Raw genomic sequence first — 15,270 nt, 5'->3', positions numbered from 1 at the left:
ACCGACCTAATCAGGTCGGCTGAACCTTCTTCACGAATTCGAGCGTCTTCGTACCGGCCTTCGGCTTGACGATGACGACCTCGTGGACGCCGTTGCCTTTGCTATCGAATGCATAGTTATGGGCGATTCCCTCCCAACCCTTGTTGCTGAGGAACCACTGGCGCAGAGCCGCAGGCTCCAGCCCGACCTGACGCATCGCTTCGGCCATCAGCATGGCACCGTCATAATAGGCGAGACCATATGGATCGGGGTCGGTGTTGAATTTCGTCTTGTAGCGGTCAATGAAGTCCTTCATGCGGGGGCTGACCGCGGGATCGACCAGAGCGTCCATGACGCACAAGGTATTGGCAAGATCGGAGGCCGACAGAAGCTGGAGCGCTGCGGTCACATAGAGCGATGACGAGCCGACCAGCGGCGCCTTCATGCCGAGCGACTTGTATTGCCGCAGCAGCAACGCACCGTCCTGCGGGTGGTTGAAGAGCAGAACGGCATCGACCCCCTTGTTGCGGAGATTGATGACCTGCGCTGAAAAGTCCTTGTCGTTCTGTCCGTAAGCTTCTTTGCCCACCACTGCGACGCCTCGCGCTTCCAGCGCTTTGGTCGCAGCCTGTGCGCCACCCTGACCAAAGTCATTCTGGACGTAGAGAATGCCAACCTTCTTGGCGTCCAGAACGTTGACGACACAATCGACCATGCCGACGGCGGCAAGGCTGTCGGCCGGGCGAATGCGGAACATCCATTCGTTGCCAGCCTCGGCAATGGAATCAACACCGCCTGCATACATCGACGGAACCTGTCCCTTCTTGACCTCGGGAGAGACCGCAAGGTTCTGGGTCGAATAGCTCGACAGGAAGAAGAAAGCCGGCTTCTTCTCTTGCGCCACCTTCACGTAGGCATTCACCGCAGCGCTGTTCGTTGCTTGCGTATCCTCAAAGGCGATCTTGATCTTACGACCCTTGATACCGCCGGCCTTGTTGATGTCCTCCTCCGCAAGACGAAGGGTGTTGTAGTACTGCAAACCCGTGAGCGAGAGAGGACCCGTCATCGGCACTGTCGCGCCCACAACAATGTCTGCATCCTGCGCATGCGCGGACACGCCAACGAGTGGAGCGATCGCAACCGCCGCCATCGACTTCAGAAAATTCTTGCGAGTGATCTCCATACGGCTCTCCTCAGATGTCTCACTTTTCGATACTTTATCTCGAATATCGAGACCGTATGGATTATGGAAATCAGTGTCAAGTTTGTTCGATGGTGCAGTTGCGAACAGAGAACGTTCGAAGACGCCTCAGAAACAAGCATGTGCCCATTGCTGTTGCGGTGCATCGTAAACTCACTTAACTCTCGATGTAGTAATCCAGCTTGACGGTGATGCAGCTCAAATGCCCACAGAAGACGAATCTCCCGGCCCGTTGACGCGATATTTCGATGTGCTCGAACTGATCGCATCCTTCTCCGGAGCAATCACGGCCGCCGACGTTTCATCGATCCTTGACCTTCCGAAAGCGACATCCCATCGGCTTTTAAAGGCCCTCGTCCGCTCAAACTTGGTACAGGAAGGACATGCCGCACGGACCTATGAACTGGGCGAGCGGGTCACTCGCTTGCTTCATATGAGCGCAGAAGATGGATGGCTCACATCGCTGGCAGGCCCCCAGCTGCGTGCATTATCTGAGGCGACGTCCGAAGCGTGTTTCCTTGCTCGCCTGATAGGTTCGCAGGTCTTCGTCGCCGTGTCGCAAGCGCCGAACGGGAAATGGAGACAACACGTCACCGAGGGGCTCGAAATGCCGGTCAACGCTGCCGCCTCTGGCAAGGCTATTATGGCCTTTCAGTCCAAAACGTTGATTGCCGAGGCGCTTTCTCAAGACTTGCCGAAACCCACCAGCCAGACTCACAACAGTCGACGCTGGATCGAGAAGGAACTGGCTGTCGTGCGAGCGCAGGGCTATGCCTCATGCGTCGGGGAGATCTACGAAGGATCAGCAGCCCTCGCCTGTCCTATCGTCCTCCCCGGAGGGAGCGTCATGTATTCTGTGGCAATTAGCGGGCCGATTGACCGCATCATGGATAAAAAGATGTCACAGCATCTTCAAGCCTTGCGTGAAACCGCGGACACTCTTGCGAAATCTCTGTCGATTGGCGCAAGCATCAAGTCACGAGCCTGACCGCGCAGCATTCGTCGAGCGACAACTAACAGGAATATTGATGAGCGCTGCTTCTGCTTTCGTATCGTCCGAGATGACCGTGAATCCAAGCTGGATCGATTATAACGGTCACTTGAACATGGCCTATTATCACGTCTTGCTCGATCGCGCGTCCGACGAATTCTGGTCGCAGTTCGGCCTCGGTCCAGACTATGTCAAAGCAACCGGCCACTCCACTTTCGCTGCTGAATGTCACATTCGATACATCAAGGAGCTACAGGTTCACGATCCGGTGCGGGTCACCGTTCACCTGGTTGGAGCCGATGCCAAGCGCCTTCATACGTTCCGGGAGCTTCGCCATGCACGCGACGGATGGCTAGCAGCTGCTTCCGAGAACATGTCGCTTCATGTTGACCTCAACCTGCGCAAGGTCGTTCCATTCAGCGACAAGATGCAGGCCCACCTGCAGGAGATTGTCGAGCGCCATCGCCTTGCAGGACTACCGCACGGCATCGGACGACGAATTTCGATGCAAAAAGGTGCGTGAACCCGCTCGCATCCGCCCGTCTCCAACCCGGCTATCAGGATCGAGCGACGTCGGCCTGCGAACCATCGCAGCTCCGCCGTCTTTCTGCCGCCGCTGAAACGTCGCCGACCTCAGCTGACCGATGCCGCGGCCTTTACGCCCGCGGCGCAGGCGCTATTGATGGCATCGATATCGACGTCCGTCATCGGCAGCGACAGTGCCATCAGACCGGTGCTTGCCGCAATCACCCCGTGGTCAAGCAGCGTCGCCACGAAACGACCAAGCCGCCTAGTCTCCAAAGGATTGGCATAAGCGGATCGGTAATCGCGGACATGGCGATCCGTAAAATGCACGCGAAGCAAAGAGCCGCGGCCAACAGCGCAACCAGGAACACCGAATTCCTCGAAGTTGGTATTGATGCTGTCCCGAACGGCCTGCCCGATCTGGTCGAGACGTTCGAAGGCGGCCTCGTCCAGCAATTCGAGCGCAGCGATGCCCGCACGCATCGTCACGGGATTGGCCGAGAACGTGCCGCCATGAGGGAGCAACGGCTTCCCGGAAGAAGGATCGAAGACCGCCATGAACTCTGCTTTGCCACCGACGGCGCCGACCGGGAAGCCGCCTCCAATCACCTTGCCCAGTGTGGTCAAATCCGGATCGATGCCCCAAAGGCCTTGGGCGCCCCGGAAACCGAGGCGGAACGCGATGACCTCGTCCAGAATCAGCAGCGCACCGACTTCCTGCGTCGCTTTGCGCAATGCTGCCAGATAATCCTTTTCGGCCGGTACGAGGCCTGCTCGGTTCGGCATCGGATCGACAAGAACGGCGGCCAATTCTGCGCCGTGTTCGCGGATGATGCTGACAGCCGCTTCAGGATCGTTGAAGGGGATCGTGACCACGTCCACAAGCACGTTTGCAGGAGTCCCTTTCGCATACGGAACAGAAACGGGCGTGTTTGCACCCCAGTCCGACGGTGACGAATCTAGGCTGACCTCCGCGTAGTCGTAAGACCCGTGATAAGCGCCCTCGCATTTCGCGATCTTTGGACGTCCCGTATGGGCGCGCGCCGCCTTAAGCGCCATCATGACGGCTTCCGTTCCGGAATTCGTGAACCGTAGTTGCTCGACGGACGGCAATCGCGAGGCCAGCAGCTCCGCCAGAATGATTTCGGACTCCGTCGGCATTCCGAAAGCGGTGCCGAGCGCCAGCTGCTTTACCGCAGCCTCGGTGAGCGAAGGTTGCACATGGCCATGGATCAACGATGTGAAGTTGTTGATGCAATCGATGAACTCGTTTCCATCGACGTCCCATATGCGGCAACCGGACCCACGGGCCGCGTAAATGGGAAACGGCTTCATAAAGACCGTCGTTCGGGTGTTTCCGCCCGGGAGGCTCTTCCGAGCTCTCTGATAAAGATCGCCGGACTTCTTGTGATCGTTCGGATACATTCTTTTATCTTTCAGCTATCAAATCCATTACCGTGATATCGATGATCACGGTCGTCGCTTCCAAGTGGCGCCGCAGCTTTCGCAGCGACGCTTTTCTGGCGCACACACTCTATCCGCTCGAAATGGGCTTGCATGTGTGAGACTACAACTACGAGAACTGCATCTCTTTCCGGATCGGACCAGCCACAAAACTGGGGATCGCTGCAAGGAGCTCGCGCGTGTACTCCGAACTCGCACTAGTGAATATCTTGTCGGCACTCTCCTCTTCGACGACCGCACCCGCCTTTAGAACGATGATCCTCTCGCACAGCATCCGCACGACATTGAGATCGTGACTGACAAATAGGAACGCGAGTCCCTCCTCGCGCCTAAGGGTGTCCAAGAGTTTCAGAACGACAGCCTGCACTGATACGTCGAGCGCAGCAGTCGGTTCGTCCAATACAAGTAATTTCGGACGGGTCGCTATCGCTCGGGCGATCCCTACGCGCGCCTTCTGCCCGCCAGATAGCTGATGCGGAAAGCGCGACAGCAGCTCGTGCGGCAAGCCGACCCGCTCTGCACACTCTTCCACCCTCTGCTTCAGCTGCCCTTTCCGATCATCGATTCTCAGCGTTCGCAATGGGTGCGCAATGCAATCGAAGGCGGAATAGCGCGGGTTTAGGCTCTCGTGCGGATCCTGGAAGACGATTTGAATCTCGCGGCGTAGCGGATGCGAATTGAACCGGGCGGACGAAATATCGCCGATATTGACGCCGTTGAAGTTGATAGTCCCGTCAGTCTTGTCGATCAGGCGCGTAACCAGTCGGGATATCGTGCTCTTTCCGGAACCGGACTCGCCTACCAATCCGATGCTCTCGCCTTGTCGTAGTTGGAATGAGACACCGTCCACCGCCTTGAACTCATCATAGACCTTTTGCACACGCAGCAATTCCAACAAAGGCGGTGTTCCAAGGGGTAGCTTCGGAAGACGGACGACGTTTTCCACGGGTGGTGACCCGTCTTCGCCAACCAATTGATTGATCGTCGATGTCGCGGTCGGCGATGCGGCAACGAGCTTTCGAGTGTACGGGTGTTGCGGATTCAGAAATACTTCCTCGACCGAAGCCGCCTCGACCACCTTCCCTTGCTGCATAACGCAGATATCGTTGCAATATCGTGCCGCGAGGCCCAAGTCGTGGGTGATGAGAATGACCCCCATTCCGCGTTCAGCGGCGATTTTTGCCAGAAGGTCCATGACAACCTTCTGCGTCGTCACGTCCAACCCCGTCGTGGCTTCGTCTGCAATGAGCAACTTCGGATTACAGGCGATGGCCAGCGCGATCATCACGCGCTGGCACATTCCCCCGGATAGCTCGTGAGGATACGACCTCAAGATGCGTCCGACGTCGCTGAGCATGACGTCGCGTAGAAGGCCGAGAGACCGTTCCTGCTGCTGCGACTTGCTCAACGCTGTATGGGCCGCCAGCGCATCCGTCAATTGCTGACCCACGGTCCGAATTGGGTTCAACGCGGCACGTGCATTTTGAAAGATCATCGAAACGGCTGGTCCGCGGAGCCTGCGCATATCTGCCTCGCTCAACGACAGCAAGTCCCGCCCGCCAAATTCGATCTTTCCAGCCGTCACCTTCCCGGCGCGATCCAGAAGCCTCGTAATCGCGTAGGCCGTGACGGACTTTCCTGATCCACTTTCGCCTACGATGCCTAGCGTTCCGCCAGGATTCAAGCCCATCGATACGCCGCGCACTGCGCTGACAACTCCATGACGCGTTGCAAATTCGACCTCCAGATTTGATACACGTAGCAGGAATTCGTTCATGTGCGCATCCGTGGGTCGAGAATATCGCGGAGCCCGTCGCCGAGCAGATTAAAGCAAAGGACGGTCAGCATCAGTGCCGCTCCCGGAAACGCTACGAGCCACCACTGGCCGGACAAGATGAACCGCGCCCCCTCGGCGACCATGATCCCCCATTCGGGAGTCGGAGCCGTCACGCCGAGGCCAAGAAACGATAAGCCAGCGGCGTTGAGAATAGCCCAACCAAGATTTAGCGAAATCTGGACCGCCATGGCTGGGAGGATGTTAGGAATGAGCGAGTTCAGAATGATGCTGAGATGGCTATCGCCGCAGGCCCGAGCGGCCTCAACCCAGCCGAGATTCCGGCGCACATTCACTTCCGCGCGGGCGAAACGAATATAGAAAGGTAAATTGATGAAAGCCGTCGCAATGACGATGTTCTCCACGCGATTGCCGAGCACGGCAACCATCGCCATGGCCATTACAAACAGCGGGAACGCCATTAGGACATCGACGATGCTGCCGATGACCCGGTCCACGCGCCCGCCGATATAGCCGCCCACGCTGCCGATCACGGTGCCGACCACGAAAGAGAGGGCAACCGCTGAAGCTGCGATCATCAGATCGAGACGCGTCGCGGCGATCAGGCGGCTAAGAATGTCACGGCCCAACTGATCTGTTCCCGCCAGATGTACCGCAGACGGCGGCTGCAGCGCCATGGTCACATTGGTGACGATAGGATCGAACGGCTGGAGCCACGGCCCGAATGCCCCCAGAAGAAGCAAGACGAGGAAGCCAGCCGCCGCGATACCCGTGACGGGGTTGCCGCGAACGACCCAGACGATGTGATTTGCGGCTGCTGTCATCGGATCGACACCCTTGGGTCTGCAATGCCATACAGAGTGTCGATGATCAGGTTCACCAGTACGAAGATCGTTGCCATCAGCAGAACGAAGCCCTGCACCGGCGCATAGTCCGATGCCAACAACGCATCGAGTGCGTAGGAACCGACGCCTGGCCAGGCGAACACCTTCTCAACCAGAACGTTGGCACCAAGCATGGTAGAGAATACCACGCCGCTAATCGTGATCACCGGCAACAATGCATTACGCAGCCCGTAAGCGACGATTACTTTCCAGCGTGACAGTCCGATGGAATGCGCCGTCCTGATGAAGTCACTGCCAAGTGAGGCCAACATCGAGGCGCGCGTCATACGCGAGAGCGGCGCGAGAACGAATAACGCCATGGTCGAGGCTGGAAGGATCAGCTGCGAAGCTGCCGAGCGCCAGCTATCGAGATCACCAACGAGAAGATAGTCGATCAGCAACAGACCAGTGATACCGGGCGGTGGTGCATCAAACGCGCCGATTCGGCCGGTTGGGTCCGGCGCGACGCCAAGCACGACATAGAACACATAGATCAGCACCAAGCCGCACACGAATGTCGGAACGCAGACGCCCAGCGAGCATATGAACCGCACCGTGTGATCGATGATGGAGCCTTGCTTCAACGCAGCAAGAATTCCGAGTGGTATCGATAGCGAGAGCGCCAAGGCTAGGGCGACGAATGTGAGCTCCAGCGACGCTGGCAGACGCTCTTTGAGATCGACTAGTACAGTCTGTCCAGTCGACATCGAACGACCGAGATTACCTGTACCTATGTCGTGTAGATAGATGCCGAGTTGAATTGGAAGCGGCTTGTCAAGGCCCATCGCAGTGCGGAGCCGCGCGATCTCTTCGACACCCGCGTTCGGGTCCGACGAGAAAAAGGCGGCTGGATCACCAGGTAATACCCGCATTAGCAGGAATGTGAAGACTACCACACCGAGAAGCGCCGGCACGGATGAGAGCATCCGTTGGCCGACACGCATGGATATATTCGCAATTGCGCGCATGATCAGGCCTGCCACGATGTTAGGTGAAACGCGTTGTGGTGTCGCATCTTCGCAATGCGCGGTCACTTGCGCATCAGATCGCGATAGTCCGCATTGCGATGAAACCAGTACGTATAACCATCGATATCTTTTCCAATGACGGCGTCATGATTAGGACTCCATAGCATTGCGACCGGATCTGCATCGGCGAACATCTTCACCACGCGCAACATTTTCGAATCGTAGTCTGCCTGGTCGAGCGCGAATCGCGATTCCTCTGCGAGCTTCAGCACTTCCGGATCATTCCATCCGCTCGAGTTCCAGCGCCCGGTGCCCGAAAAGAAAACTCGGGTGAAGTAGTCCGGCGAAGGCAGCCATGACGTACCGAAGTCGAAGAACATCGCGAGCCGCCTTTCGACCACATTAGTCGTGAATTGAGCATCCGGCAGTTTCTGGATCGCAACCTCGATGCCGATTCTTGAGAGGCTCTCCTTGATCAGAGCCGCCATCGGTTCGACCGTAGCTGCGACGCTAGCAGGAAACGCGAATGACGTTTTCAGCCCGCCGCCATGACCCGCTTCTGTGAGAAGTTTCTTGGCCAAATCGAGATCGTAACGGTTCGGCATCGGTTGCATCAGCGAGGGCTCGCTCGGTTCGGTCCACGTCGCGCCGTAGAGTTTCTTACCGCGGCCGAAGATAGCCGCCTTGAACATGTCGTCATATGGCAATGCCATAGCGATTGCCCTGCGCAGCTTGACATCGTTGAACGGCGCTACCGTGGTATTGAACGACACGCACTGGAACACGTTCGTCTGCGGGATGGAGAACACCCGCGCGCGGCCGCGCTGTTCGATCCCAGGAATGTCGCTTGCCGCGGCATCGAGCGTGAGATCGGCATCGCCGCGCTCGACAAGACTGGCGCGTGCGGACACGTCAGGAATGGTTTGGACGATGATGCGCTGGAACGCCGGAAGCTTGCCGCCCGGACCGTTCTTCCATTTGTCGTTACGCTTGAGCGTCAACTGCTGGCCCGGCCGATGGTTCTCGACGAGATACGCACCGCCCGCTGCCGTGTTCTCCTTCAGCCACGTCATGGCCCATGGATCGTCAACCGTCGCATGCTGTTTTGCGAGCTTGCTGTTGTAGATCGGCAGGAACGGCACGCACAGTGTCGCCACCGCCAAACGGTCCGGCTTGGGCAGGTTGATCTCGACCTGGCGCTCGCCGACGACCTTAATCTGATCGGTGCTGGTCACCGAGCCGTTGGCGAGTTGCGCCTTTCCGAGGTTTGGCGTCGTAACCGCACGATCGAGCGACCATTTGACGTCCGCGGCCTCGACAGTCGAGCCATCGTGCCAGGTCGCGCCTTCACGGAGGTGGAACGTGATGCGCGTGCCATCCGCCGATCGCTCAAAGCGGTCGGCGAGTTCACCGCGGATGTTGTCGAAGTCAAAGACGTAGCCGCCCGCGGTGGGCTTTCGCTCGAAAGCGACCAGGCGGTCGTAGATGTTCATTGTTAGCGGCGGACTTTCGCGGGTTGCCCCCTGAAGTGACGGGTCCAGAGACGTGAATGTGGCGCCGGTCACATGACGGAAAGTGTCCGCACGCGACTGCGCCATCGCAATGGTACTAGTGGCCGAACTACCGAGCAGGCTTCCAACGGCGAGCCCGGCCGCACCCTGAAGACACTGGCGACGATCAATCTTCATGTTTGTCCCTCTGTTCCACTCTGTTTTCTGGTTGGCTTTATTTTTGAATGGCGCGTGTCTTGCTGCACGGCTCCGCGGTCGGCGGCAGCGATCCGACCGCCGAAATCTATATTCGCTCTTAGACGCGCAGTTATGCGGTCCCCGTCCAGTCAACGATCTGCCATCAGATCGCTCTTCTCACTCCCGACCGTTGCAGCCTTGTCCACGGTTCCAAAGTTCATGCGACGATCGCGGCGGACGATTGACCTCACCACGATCGGTCGTCGCCGCCTTAGCGCCTCGCCGCCGTCGATAAGATCGACTTGCGATCTGATGAGATCTCGACGCCATAGACTTGCGCCGCCTGTTCGGGCGACACGAGCTCATCGCGAACGTCACGAAGTACGGCCTGCGGGTCGCGCTGATGCGGGTGGCCCCAGCCGCCTCCGGCCGACGCTTCGATGACCAGCTTGAACGGCTTGACCTGCTGCACGCCGTATTGGGGGCTGTGAAATTCCTCGCCAGTCGCAAGATCGAAAGTCCGCATCGATCCCTTCGCACCCCAACCGCCGCCATTCGTTCCTGTACCAGTGGGCTTGCGGGACCCTTCACCGCGCAGCAGATGCTCGCCGCCCACAAGAATGTCAGCCACATAATCGACACCCGTGCCCCCCCGGAATTGCCCTGCTCCGCCCGTGTCCGTACGCATCTGATACTTGTGCACGCGAAGCGGATAGGATTGCTCGTACGTCTCTACATTCGGGATGAACATCCCGCCGAGGGTCATCTGGTGGCTTGATGTCGGGAAGCCATCGCGGCCCTTGAGCGCTCCCCCGCCCGAGCTTCCGTGCCAGTGATACAGCACGAATACTCCGCCCGTCGGCTTGGTGCCTGCCGAAATACCGTAGACCGACTTACCCCAGCTGGCGCAGGCCCGGTCCGGATCGGCCTGGCCCAACGCACCCCAGCAGGCGTTCATGATATCGATGGCCGGAAACACGGTGTTCATCGTCATCGGAGCCGGCGGCAAGCAATTCACCGTCGTACCTTCGGGAGCTATGATCCTCACACAGCGATAGACGCCTTCGTTGCGCGGAATCGCCGGGTCCAGGAACGACGATAACGCGCAGTAAACGGACGAATGCGTATTAGCGATGCCGCTGTTCTTGAAGCCCTTGATCTGCGGCGACGTCCCCGTGAAGTCGAAGGTGATTGTATCTCCGCCAATCGTAACCTTCACACGAGTCTCGACATCGACGCTTTCGAAGCAGTCGTTGTCACTGACGTCCATGGCGCTCCATGTGCCGTCCGGCAATTCGGAGATGGCTTGACGCATCCGCCGCTCGCCATAATCGAGCAGTGCGGTCAGATAGGCATTGCCCTCGTGCACGCCGAACTGCGTGATCACCTCAGCCATCCGCGTTGCACCTATGCGTGTCGAACCGATCATCGCACCTAGATCACCCTCCATCAGATCCGGGCAGCGGGAATTGAGCAGAAGCAAGCGCCACAGATCGTCGCGCAGGTTGCCCTTCTCAACCAGCTTGAGGACCGGCAGCCGAATGCCTTCGTGGAAGATCTCGGTTGCCGCAGCATTATAAGTGCCTGCGGCGCCGCCACCGATGTCGGACTGATGCGCGCGATTGGTACAGAACCCGACGAGCGCATCACCGACAAACACAGGGCGGACAACGGTCCAGTCCGGCAGGTGATTGCCGCCTGCAGTATATGGGTCGCTGAGAATGAAGACGTCCTCGTCGTCGATCCGCCCCTTGAAATCACGCAGGAGAGCGCGTACGGCGAAGCCGCCGCTTCCGGAATGGATCGGGAGACCGTCTGCCTGCGCGACCGTTTCGCCATTCGCGTTGCTCAGGAAGCAGGAAAAATCGTGGCTCTGGCTGAAGATCGGGCTCCGGGCGGTGCGGATCATGATCGCGCCCATCTGCAGGCTGATGTGGTCGAGTTGCCGCTGCAGGATCGCCAGCTGAACGGGATCGAATTGGATTGCGGTTGTGCTGTTCATAATTTCACCCAGTCAGGCTTCGGTCGTATAGAAGGTCGACCCTGCCACGTAGATCGCTCCGCGAATTTGCTGTCCTGCGAACGCTACCGCAGCAAAAGCGTCTCCCCTCGCAAGTCGGCTCATGAGACCCTCTTCTTGTGCGCGATCGTGACGTGATAGTTGCCGGCGTCAGTCATTCGCAATTCATCACCCGGCCCAACGAAAATTGTTGTGGTCGCCTCTTCGATGATGGCCGGACCCGTCAAGCGTTGACGCGGGGTCAGGATGGTTCCGTCATAAACCGGCGTCTCTGTGAAGCCGATTTCTCGATCGATCCAGACCCTACGTTGTGCATGTGGCTTGGGATCTGCGACGGCTGGCGGCAGTTGAGCGACTTCGAGCGCGTCCAGCTTGCCGATCGCCGCTAGGCGCAGATTGACGACCTCGATCGCTCCGCTCGGCTGCACATAGCCGAACAGACGCTGGTAGACGCATTCGAAGGCCGCACGGACGGCCGCCGGATCCGTTGACGGGCAATCTATCGCCACGGTCCACTGCTGCCCGAAGTAGCGGAGGTCGTATGCGCGAACGAGAATCGCTTTGTCGCCTTTGAATCCCTCGCGGGCTAAGACCTCAGCGGCAGTAGCTTCCAACTGCCGGAATGCTTGGTCAGCTGATTCAGACTTGGATGATACTGGTACATCCAGATCGCGCATCCAGCTACGCACATAGTCATGGCGCAGATCGGAGTTGCACATGCCGAAAGCGCAGAACACACCTGCCAGTCTTGGAATATAAAGACTCGGGCTGCCTAACAGGCGCGCGGTCGCGGGCCCGTGCAATGGTCCAGCGCCGCCCGCGGCAACCAGTGTGAACAGCCGAGGATTGTAGCCCTTCTCAAGCGATGCCTGCTCGACCGCATGAAGGATGTTCTGCTCGACGAGCTGAATGACACCTGCAGCGGCGTCCTCCACCGACAGTCCTAGAGGCTTGGCGACATGCGTGCTAATCGCCTCTACCGCCTTGTCCAGATCCAACGAGATAGCACCACCCGCGTAGGGCCCAGGCTTTAGACGCCCCAGTACCAACTGCGCATCAGTTACCGTGGGACGCTCGCCCCCACGCCCGTAACTGGCTGGGCCCGGCATCGACCCCGCACCTTCCGGACCGGCATTGAGCAAACCAGCGCCATCCACCGACGCAATAGTACCGCCACCAGCACCGACGGTATGAATATCCACAGCCGGAATGTTGAGATGATATCCATCGACAACCAGTTGATCGGTCATGCTGACTGCATCATTCTGCATCAGTGTGACGTCGCAGCTCGTACCACCGACCTCGATCGAAATGAGATGCTGGGATCCCGTATCTTGCCCAAAGAACTTGAGCGATCCCACGCCGGCAGCTGGTCCCGAAAGAACGAGGCTAGCCGGAGAGTGGCCGATCTCGTCGATCGAGATCGCGCCGCCATTGGACTGGATCATTAGCAGTTTGCGCTGAAGACCCAGTTCACTGAGCCGGCTTGCAAGGCTCTTGAGATAGGGAACGACCCGCGGCGCGACATACGCGTTAACAACCGTCGTTGACGTCCGCTCGTATTCGCCGATCGTTGGCGCGATCTCTGAAGATGCAGTGACCCAGACATCCGGAAGCAGTCTATTCAGCTCAGCCTTTGCAGCGCGCTCATGGTTCGGGTTCGCGTAGGAATGCAGAAAGCAGATCGCCACTGCATCGACCTTCTCCTCGGCAAACACGCGGGCGGCCTCAGCGACGGAGCTGGCGTCGAACGGTATGCGCACACTGCCATCATGCTCAATCCGTTCCTTGACAGGCAGACGCAGATAACGCGGTACGAGAACCTCGGGGAACGGCTTGCGGTGGTCCCACACATTCTCTCGAATGGAGCGTCGAATTTCCAAAGAATCCCGGAATCCGTCGGTAACGAGGAGACCGACTTTCGCTCCCTTTTTTTCGAGCAACGTGTTCGTTGCCACAGTGGATCCGTGGACGAACAGTTCGACATTGGGCAGGAATGTTTCGGACGTCCCCCCCAGAGAGCGAGCGGCCAATTCGACCGCGGTCAGGACGCCTTCTGTTGGGTTCGACGGCACTGACGGCGATTTAAAGGCCTGGACTTTGCCATTGGCGTCCACAAGCACAAGATCGGTAAACGTGCCGCCGACATCAACTCCGACGCGGTAAGGTGCAGCTAACATTGACGGTCTCATCAATCGATTTTTCTTTTCACGTAGTGATTGGATAGGTGCATTGACCAGCGCGATTGCGCTCGATCATCAGACCCTCGTGCTCAGCTCTTTGGCAACGACCGCGCCGAGAGTATCAGCCAGACGCGATACTTCGGTTTCGCTCATCGGAGTGGAGAGCGCTCCTGAACAGTTCGGGGTGAGCAGAATTCCCTCGTCGAGCATTCCACGATGGATATTCTTGAGAGTCTGGCTGGTCTCCGGTCCCGCGTAGGCACTCCTGTAGCCGGTTACTTTTGCCGCTCCGAGATGAAGACGGAACAAGGATCCCAGCCCGCTCACATGCGCCTTGATGCCAGCTTTTTCGAACCCATCATGCACCTTATTACGCAGAAGGTCGCCCAGGCCGTTCAACCGCCCGACCGCGGCCTGATCATAATTCGCCAGCGAAGCGAGGCCTGCAGCCATGCTCAGCGGATTACCGCTGAACGTTCCGCCCATCGAAACCTTTGGCTTTCCGTCAGCATGATTGAAGACGGACATCAACTTTGCTGACCCGGAGACAGCTCCAATCGGGAGACCACCGCCGATGATCTTGGCGGTGGTCACGAGATCGGGTTGCAGACCGAACAGCGGGGACGCGCCGGAAAAGCCGAGACGGAAGCTGATGACTTCGTCCACAATGAGCAGAGCGCCATCGCGACGGCAGGCCTCCTGCACGACTGCGGTCGTTTCCCGAGACATCGGTACCGCTCCCGCGCGCGACGCGTGGGGATCTAGGATCACCGCTGCCAAGGTCGGTCCTTCGCGGCGCAGGATCTCTGCGCAGCGCTGCGGGTCGTCATAGGGCAACACGACAACTTCGCGCAGCACCGATTCCGGCGTACCTGCATTTGTTCCGATCGATGCCGGATTGCCGTTCTCATCATTCCAATTGGCGGGGGTCGGATCGAGACTGACTTCGATCCAGTCATATGCGCCGTGATAGCAGCCTTCGAACTTTGCGATACGCTCACGTCCGGTAATCGCGCGCGCCGCCTTGACAGCGGCGAGCACGGCTTCAGTGCCGGAATTGCAGAAGCGCGTCTGCTCAAGTCTGGGATTGCGGGCCGCCAGCGTCTCCGCAAGCATGATCTCGCTTTCCGTTGGCATCCCGAAGGCCGTACCCTTCACCATCGCCTCCTGTACGGCTGCAAGCACCGGTGGAAACGCGTGACCGTGGATCAGCGAGAAGAAATTGTTCGCGCAATCCATAATCCGTCGACCATCAATATCAACGATAAAGCAGCCTTCGCCGCGCGCGGCATAAGGAGGATGAGGCTTGAACCACGACGCGGCTCGCATCGATCCGCCCGGAACCACTTTGGCTTCGCGCAAGTAAGCGGCCTCAGACCGCGATGTAGCTGCGGCTGTAGCGCCGCTGTTATGTCCTTGACCTGGGCTCATCATCGTTTCCCCGACTTGAATGGCGACAATGAACGATATGATCCATATAAATGTCAACTGGATCATTTGATCCATTTAACGTCACGATGCTTCTTGCAGAGCAGCATTTTGACTAACGTGAGTGCAGAGGTATTCGGCTAG

11 protein-coding genes are annotated in these 15,270 nt (G+C 58.4%); 2 read left to right on the top strand and 9 right to left on the bottom strand.

The window, feature by feature from the left end; all coding sequences use genetic code 11:
• Positions 1-10: 10 nt before the first annotated feature.
• Positions 11-1,162, bottom strand: a complete 1,152-nt coding sequence (locus AB7828_RS30510) for an ABC transporter substrate-binding protein (RefSeq protein WP_441232091.1) — start codon at positions 1,160-1,162, stop codon at positions 11-13.
• A 220-nt stretch (positions 1,163-1,382) separates the two neighbouring features.
• Here AB7828_RS30510 and AB7828_RS30505 point away from each other — a divergent pair, with 220 nt between their 5' ends.
• Positions 1,383-2,168 (top strand): IclR family transcriptional regulator, encoded by a 786-nt coding sequence (locus AB7828_RS30505; protein ID WP_441232090.1) that lies wholly within the window; start codon positions 1,383-1,385, stop codon positions 2,166-2,168.
• Positions 2,169-2,208: 40 nt separating this feature from the next.
• A complete protein-coding gene (locus AB7828_RS30500; RefSeq protein ID WP_441232089.1) occupies positions 2,209-2,694 on the top strand; it encodes a thioesterase family protein in 486 nt (161 codons plus the stop codon).
• A 110-nt stretch (positions 2,695-2,804) separates the two neighbouring features.
• On the opposite strand, the gene AB7828_RS30495 is transcribed toward AB7828_RS30500, so the two are convergent.
• The 8 genes from AB7828_RS30495 to AB7828_RS30460 all read right to left on the bottom strand — a co-directional run bounded on the left by AB7828_RS30495 (position 2,805) and on the right by AB7828_RS30460 (position 15,204).
• Positions 2,805-4,031, bottom strand: coding sequence for an aspartate aminotransferase family protein (locus AB7828_RS30495; RefSeq protein ID WP_441232088.1), 1,227 nt, complete (start codon positions 4,029-4,031; stop codon positions 2,805-2,807).
• A 238-nt stretch (positions 4,032-4,269) separates the two neighbouring features.
• Positions 4,270-5,937 (bottom strand): dipeptide ABC transporter ATP-binding protein, encoded by a 1,668-nt coding sequence (locus AB7828_RS30490; RefSeq protein WP_441232087.1) that lies wholly within the window; start codon positions 5,935-5,937, stop codon positions 4,270-4,272.
• Positions 5,934-6,779, bottom strand: a complete 846-nt coding sequence (locus tag AB7828_RS30485; RefSeq protein WP_441232086.1) for an ABC transporter permease — start codon at positions 6,777-6,779, stop codon at positions 5,934-5,936. The genes AB7828_RS30490 and AB7828_RS30485 overlap by 4 nt, the downstream gene beginning before the upstream one ends.
• On the bottom strand, positions 6,776-7,783 hold the full coding sequence (locus AB7828_RS30480; protein WP_441232085.1) for an ABC transporter permease: 1,008 nt from the start codon (positions 7,781-7,783) through the stop codon (positions 6,776-6,778). Before AB7828_RS30480 ends, AB7828_RS30485 begins: the two co-directional genes overlap by 4 nt.
• 86 nt (positions 7,784-7,869) lie before the next feature.
• The gene (locus AB7828_RS30475; RefSeq protein ID WP_441232084.1) at positions 7,870-9,495 is read right to left on the bottom strand and encodes an ABC transporter substrate-binding protein; all 1,626 of its coding nucleotides are present in this window, start codon (positions 9,493-9,495) and stop codon (positions 7,870-7,872) included.
• A 271-nt stretch (positions 9,496-9,766) separates the two neighbouring features.
• On the bottom strand, positions 9,767-11,497 hold the full coding sequence (locus AB7828_RS30470) for a hydantoinase B/oxoprolinase family protein (protein WP_441232083.1): 1,731 nt from the start codon (positions 11,495-11,497) through the stop codon (positions 9,767-9,769).
• 119 nt (positions 11,498-11,616) lie between these two features.
• Positions 11,617-13,695, bottom strand: coding sequence for a hydantoinase/oxoprolinase family protein (locus AB7828_RS30465; RefSeq protein ID WP_441232082.1), 2,079 nt, complete (start codon positions 13,693-13,695; stop codon positions 11,617-11,619).
• A 78-nt stretch (positions 13,696-13,773) separates the two neighbouring features.
• Positions 13,774-15,204 carry an aspartate aminotransferase family protein gene (locus tag AB7828_RS30460; RefSeq protein WP_441232081.1) on the bottom strand — a complete coding sequence of 477 codons (1,431 nt, stop codon included), beginning with the start codon at positions 15,202-15,204 and terminating at the stop codon, positions 13,774-13,776.
• Positions 15,205-15,270: the final 66 nt, after the last annotated feature.

This window comes from Tardiphaga sp. 215_C5_N2_1 (assembly GCF_052076055.1).
Taxonomy (GTDB): Bacteria; Pseudomonadota; Alphaproteobacteria; order Rhizobiales; family Xanthobacteraceae; genus Tardiphaga; species Tardiphaga robiniae.
Note: the sequence above shows the minus strand (reverse complement) of the source record. Positions and strands in the feature narration are given on the sequence as shown.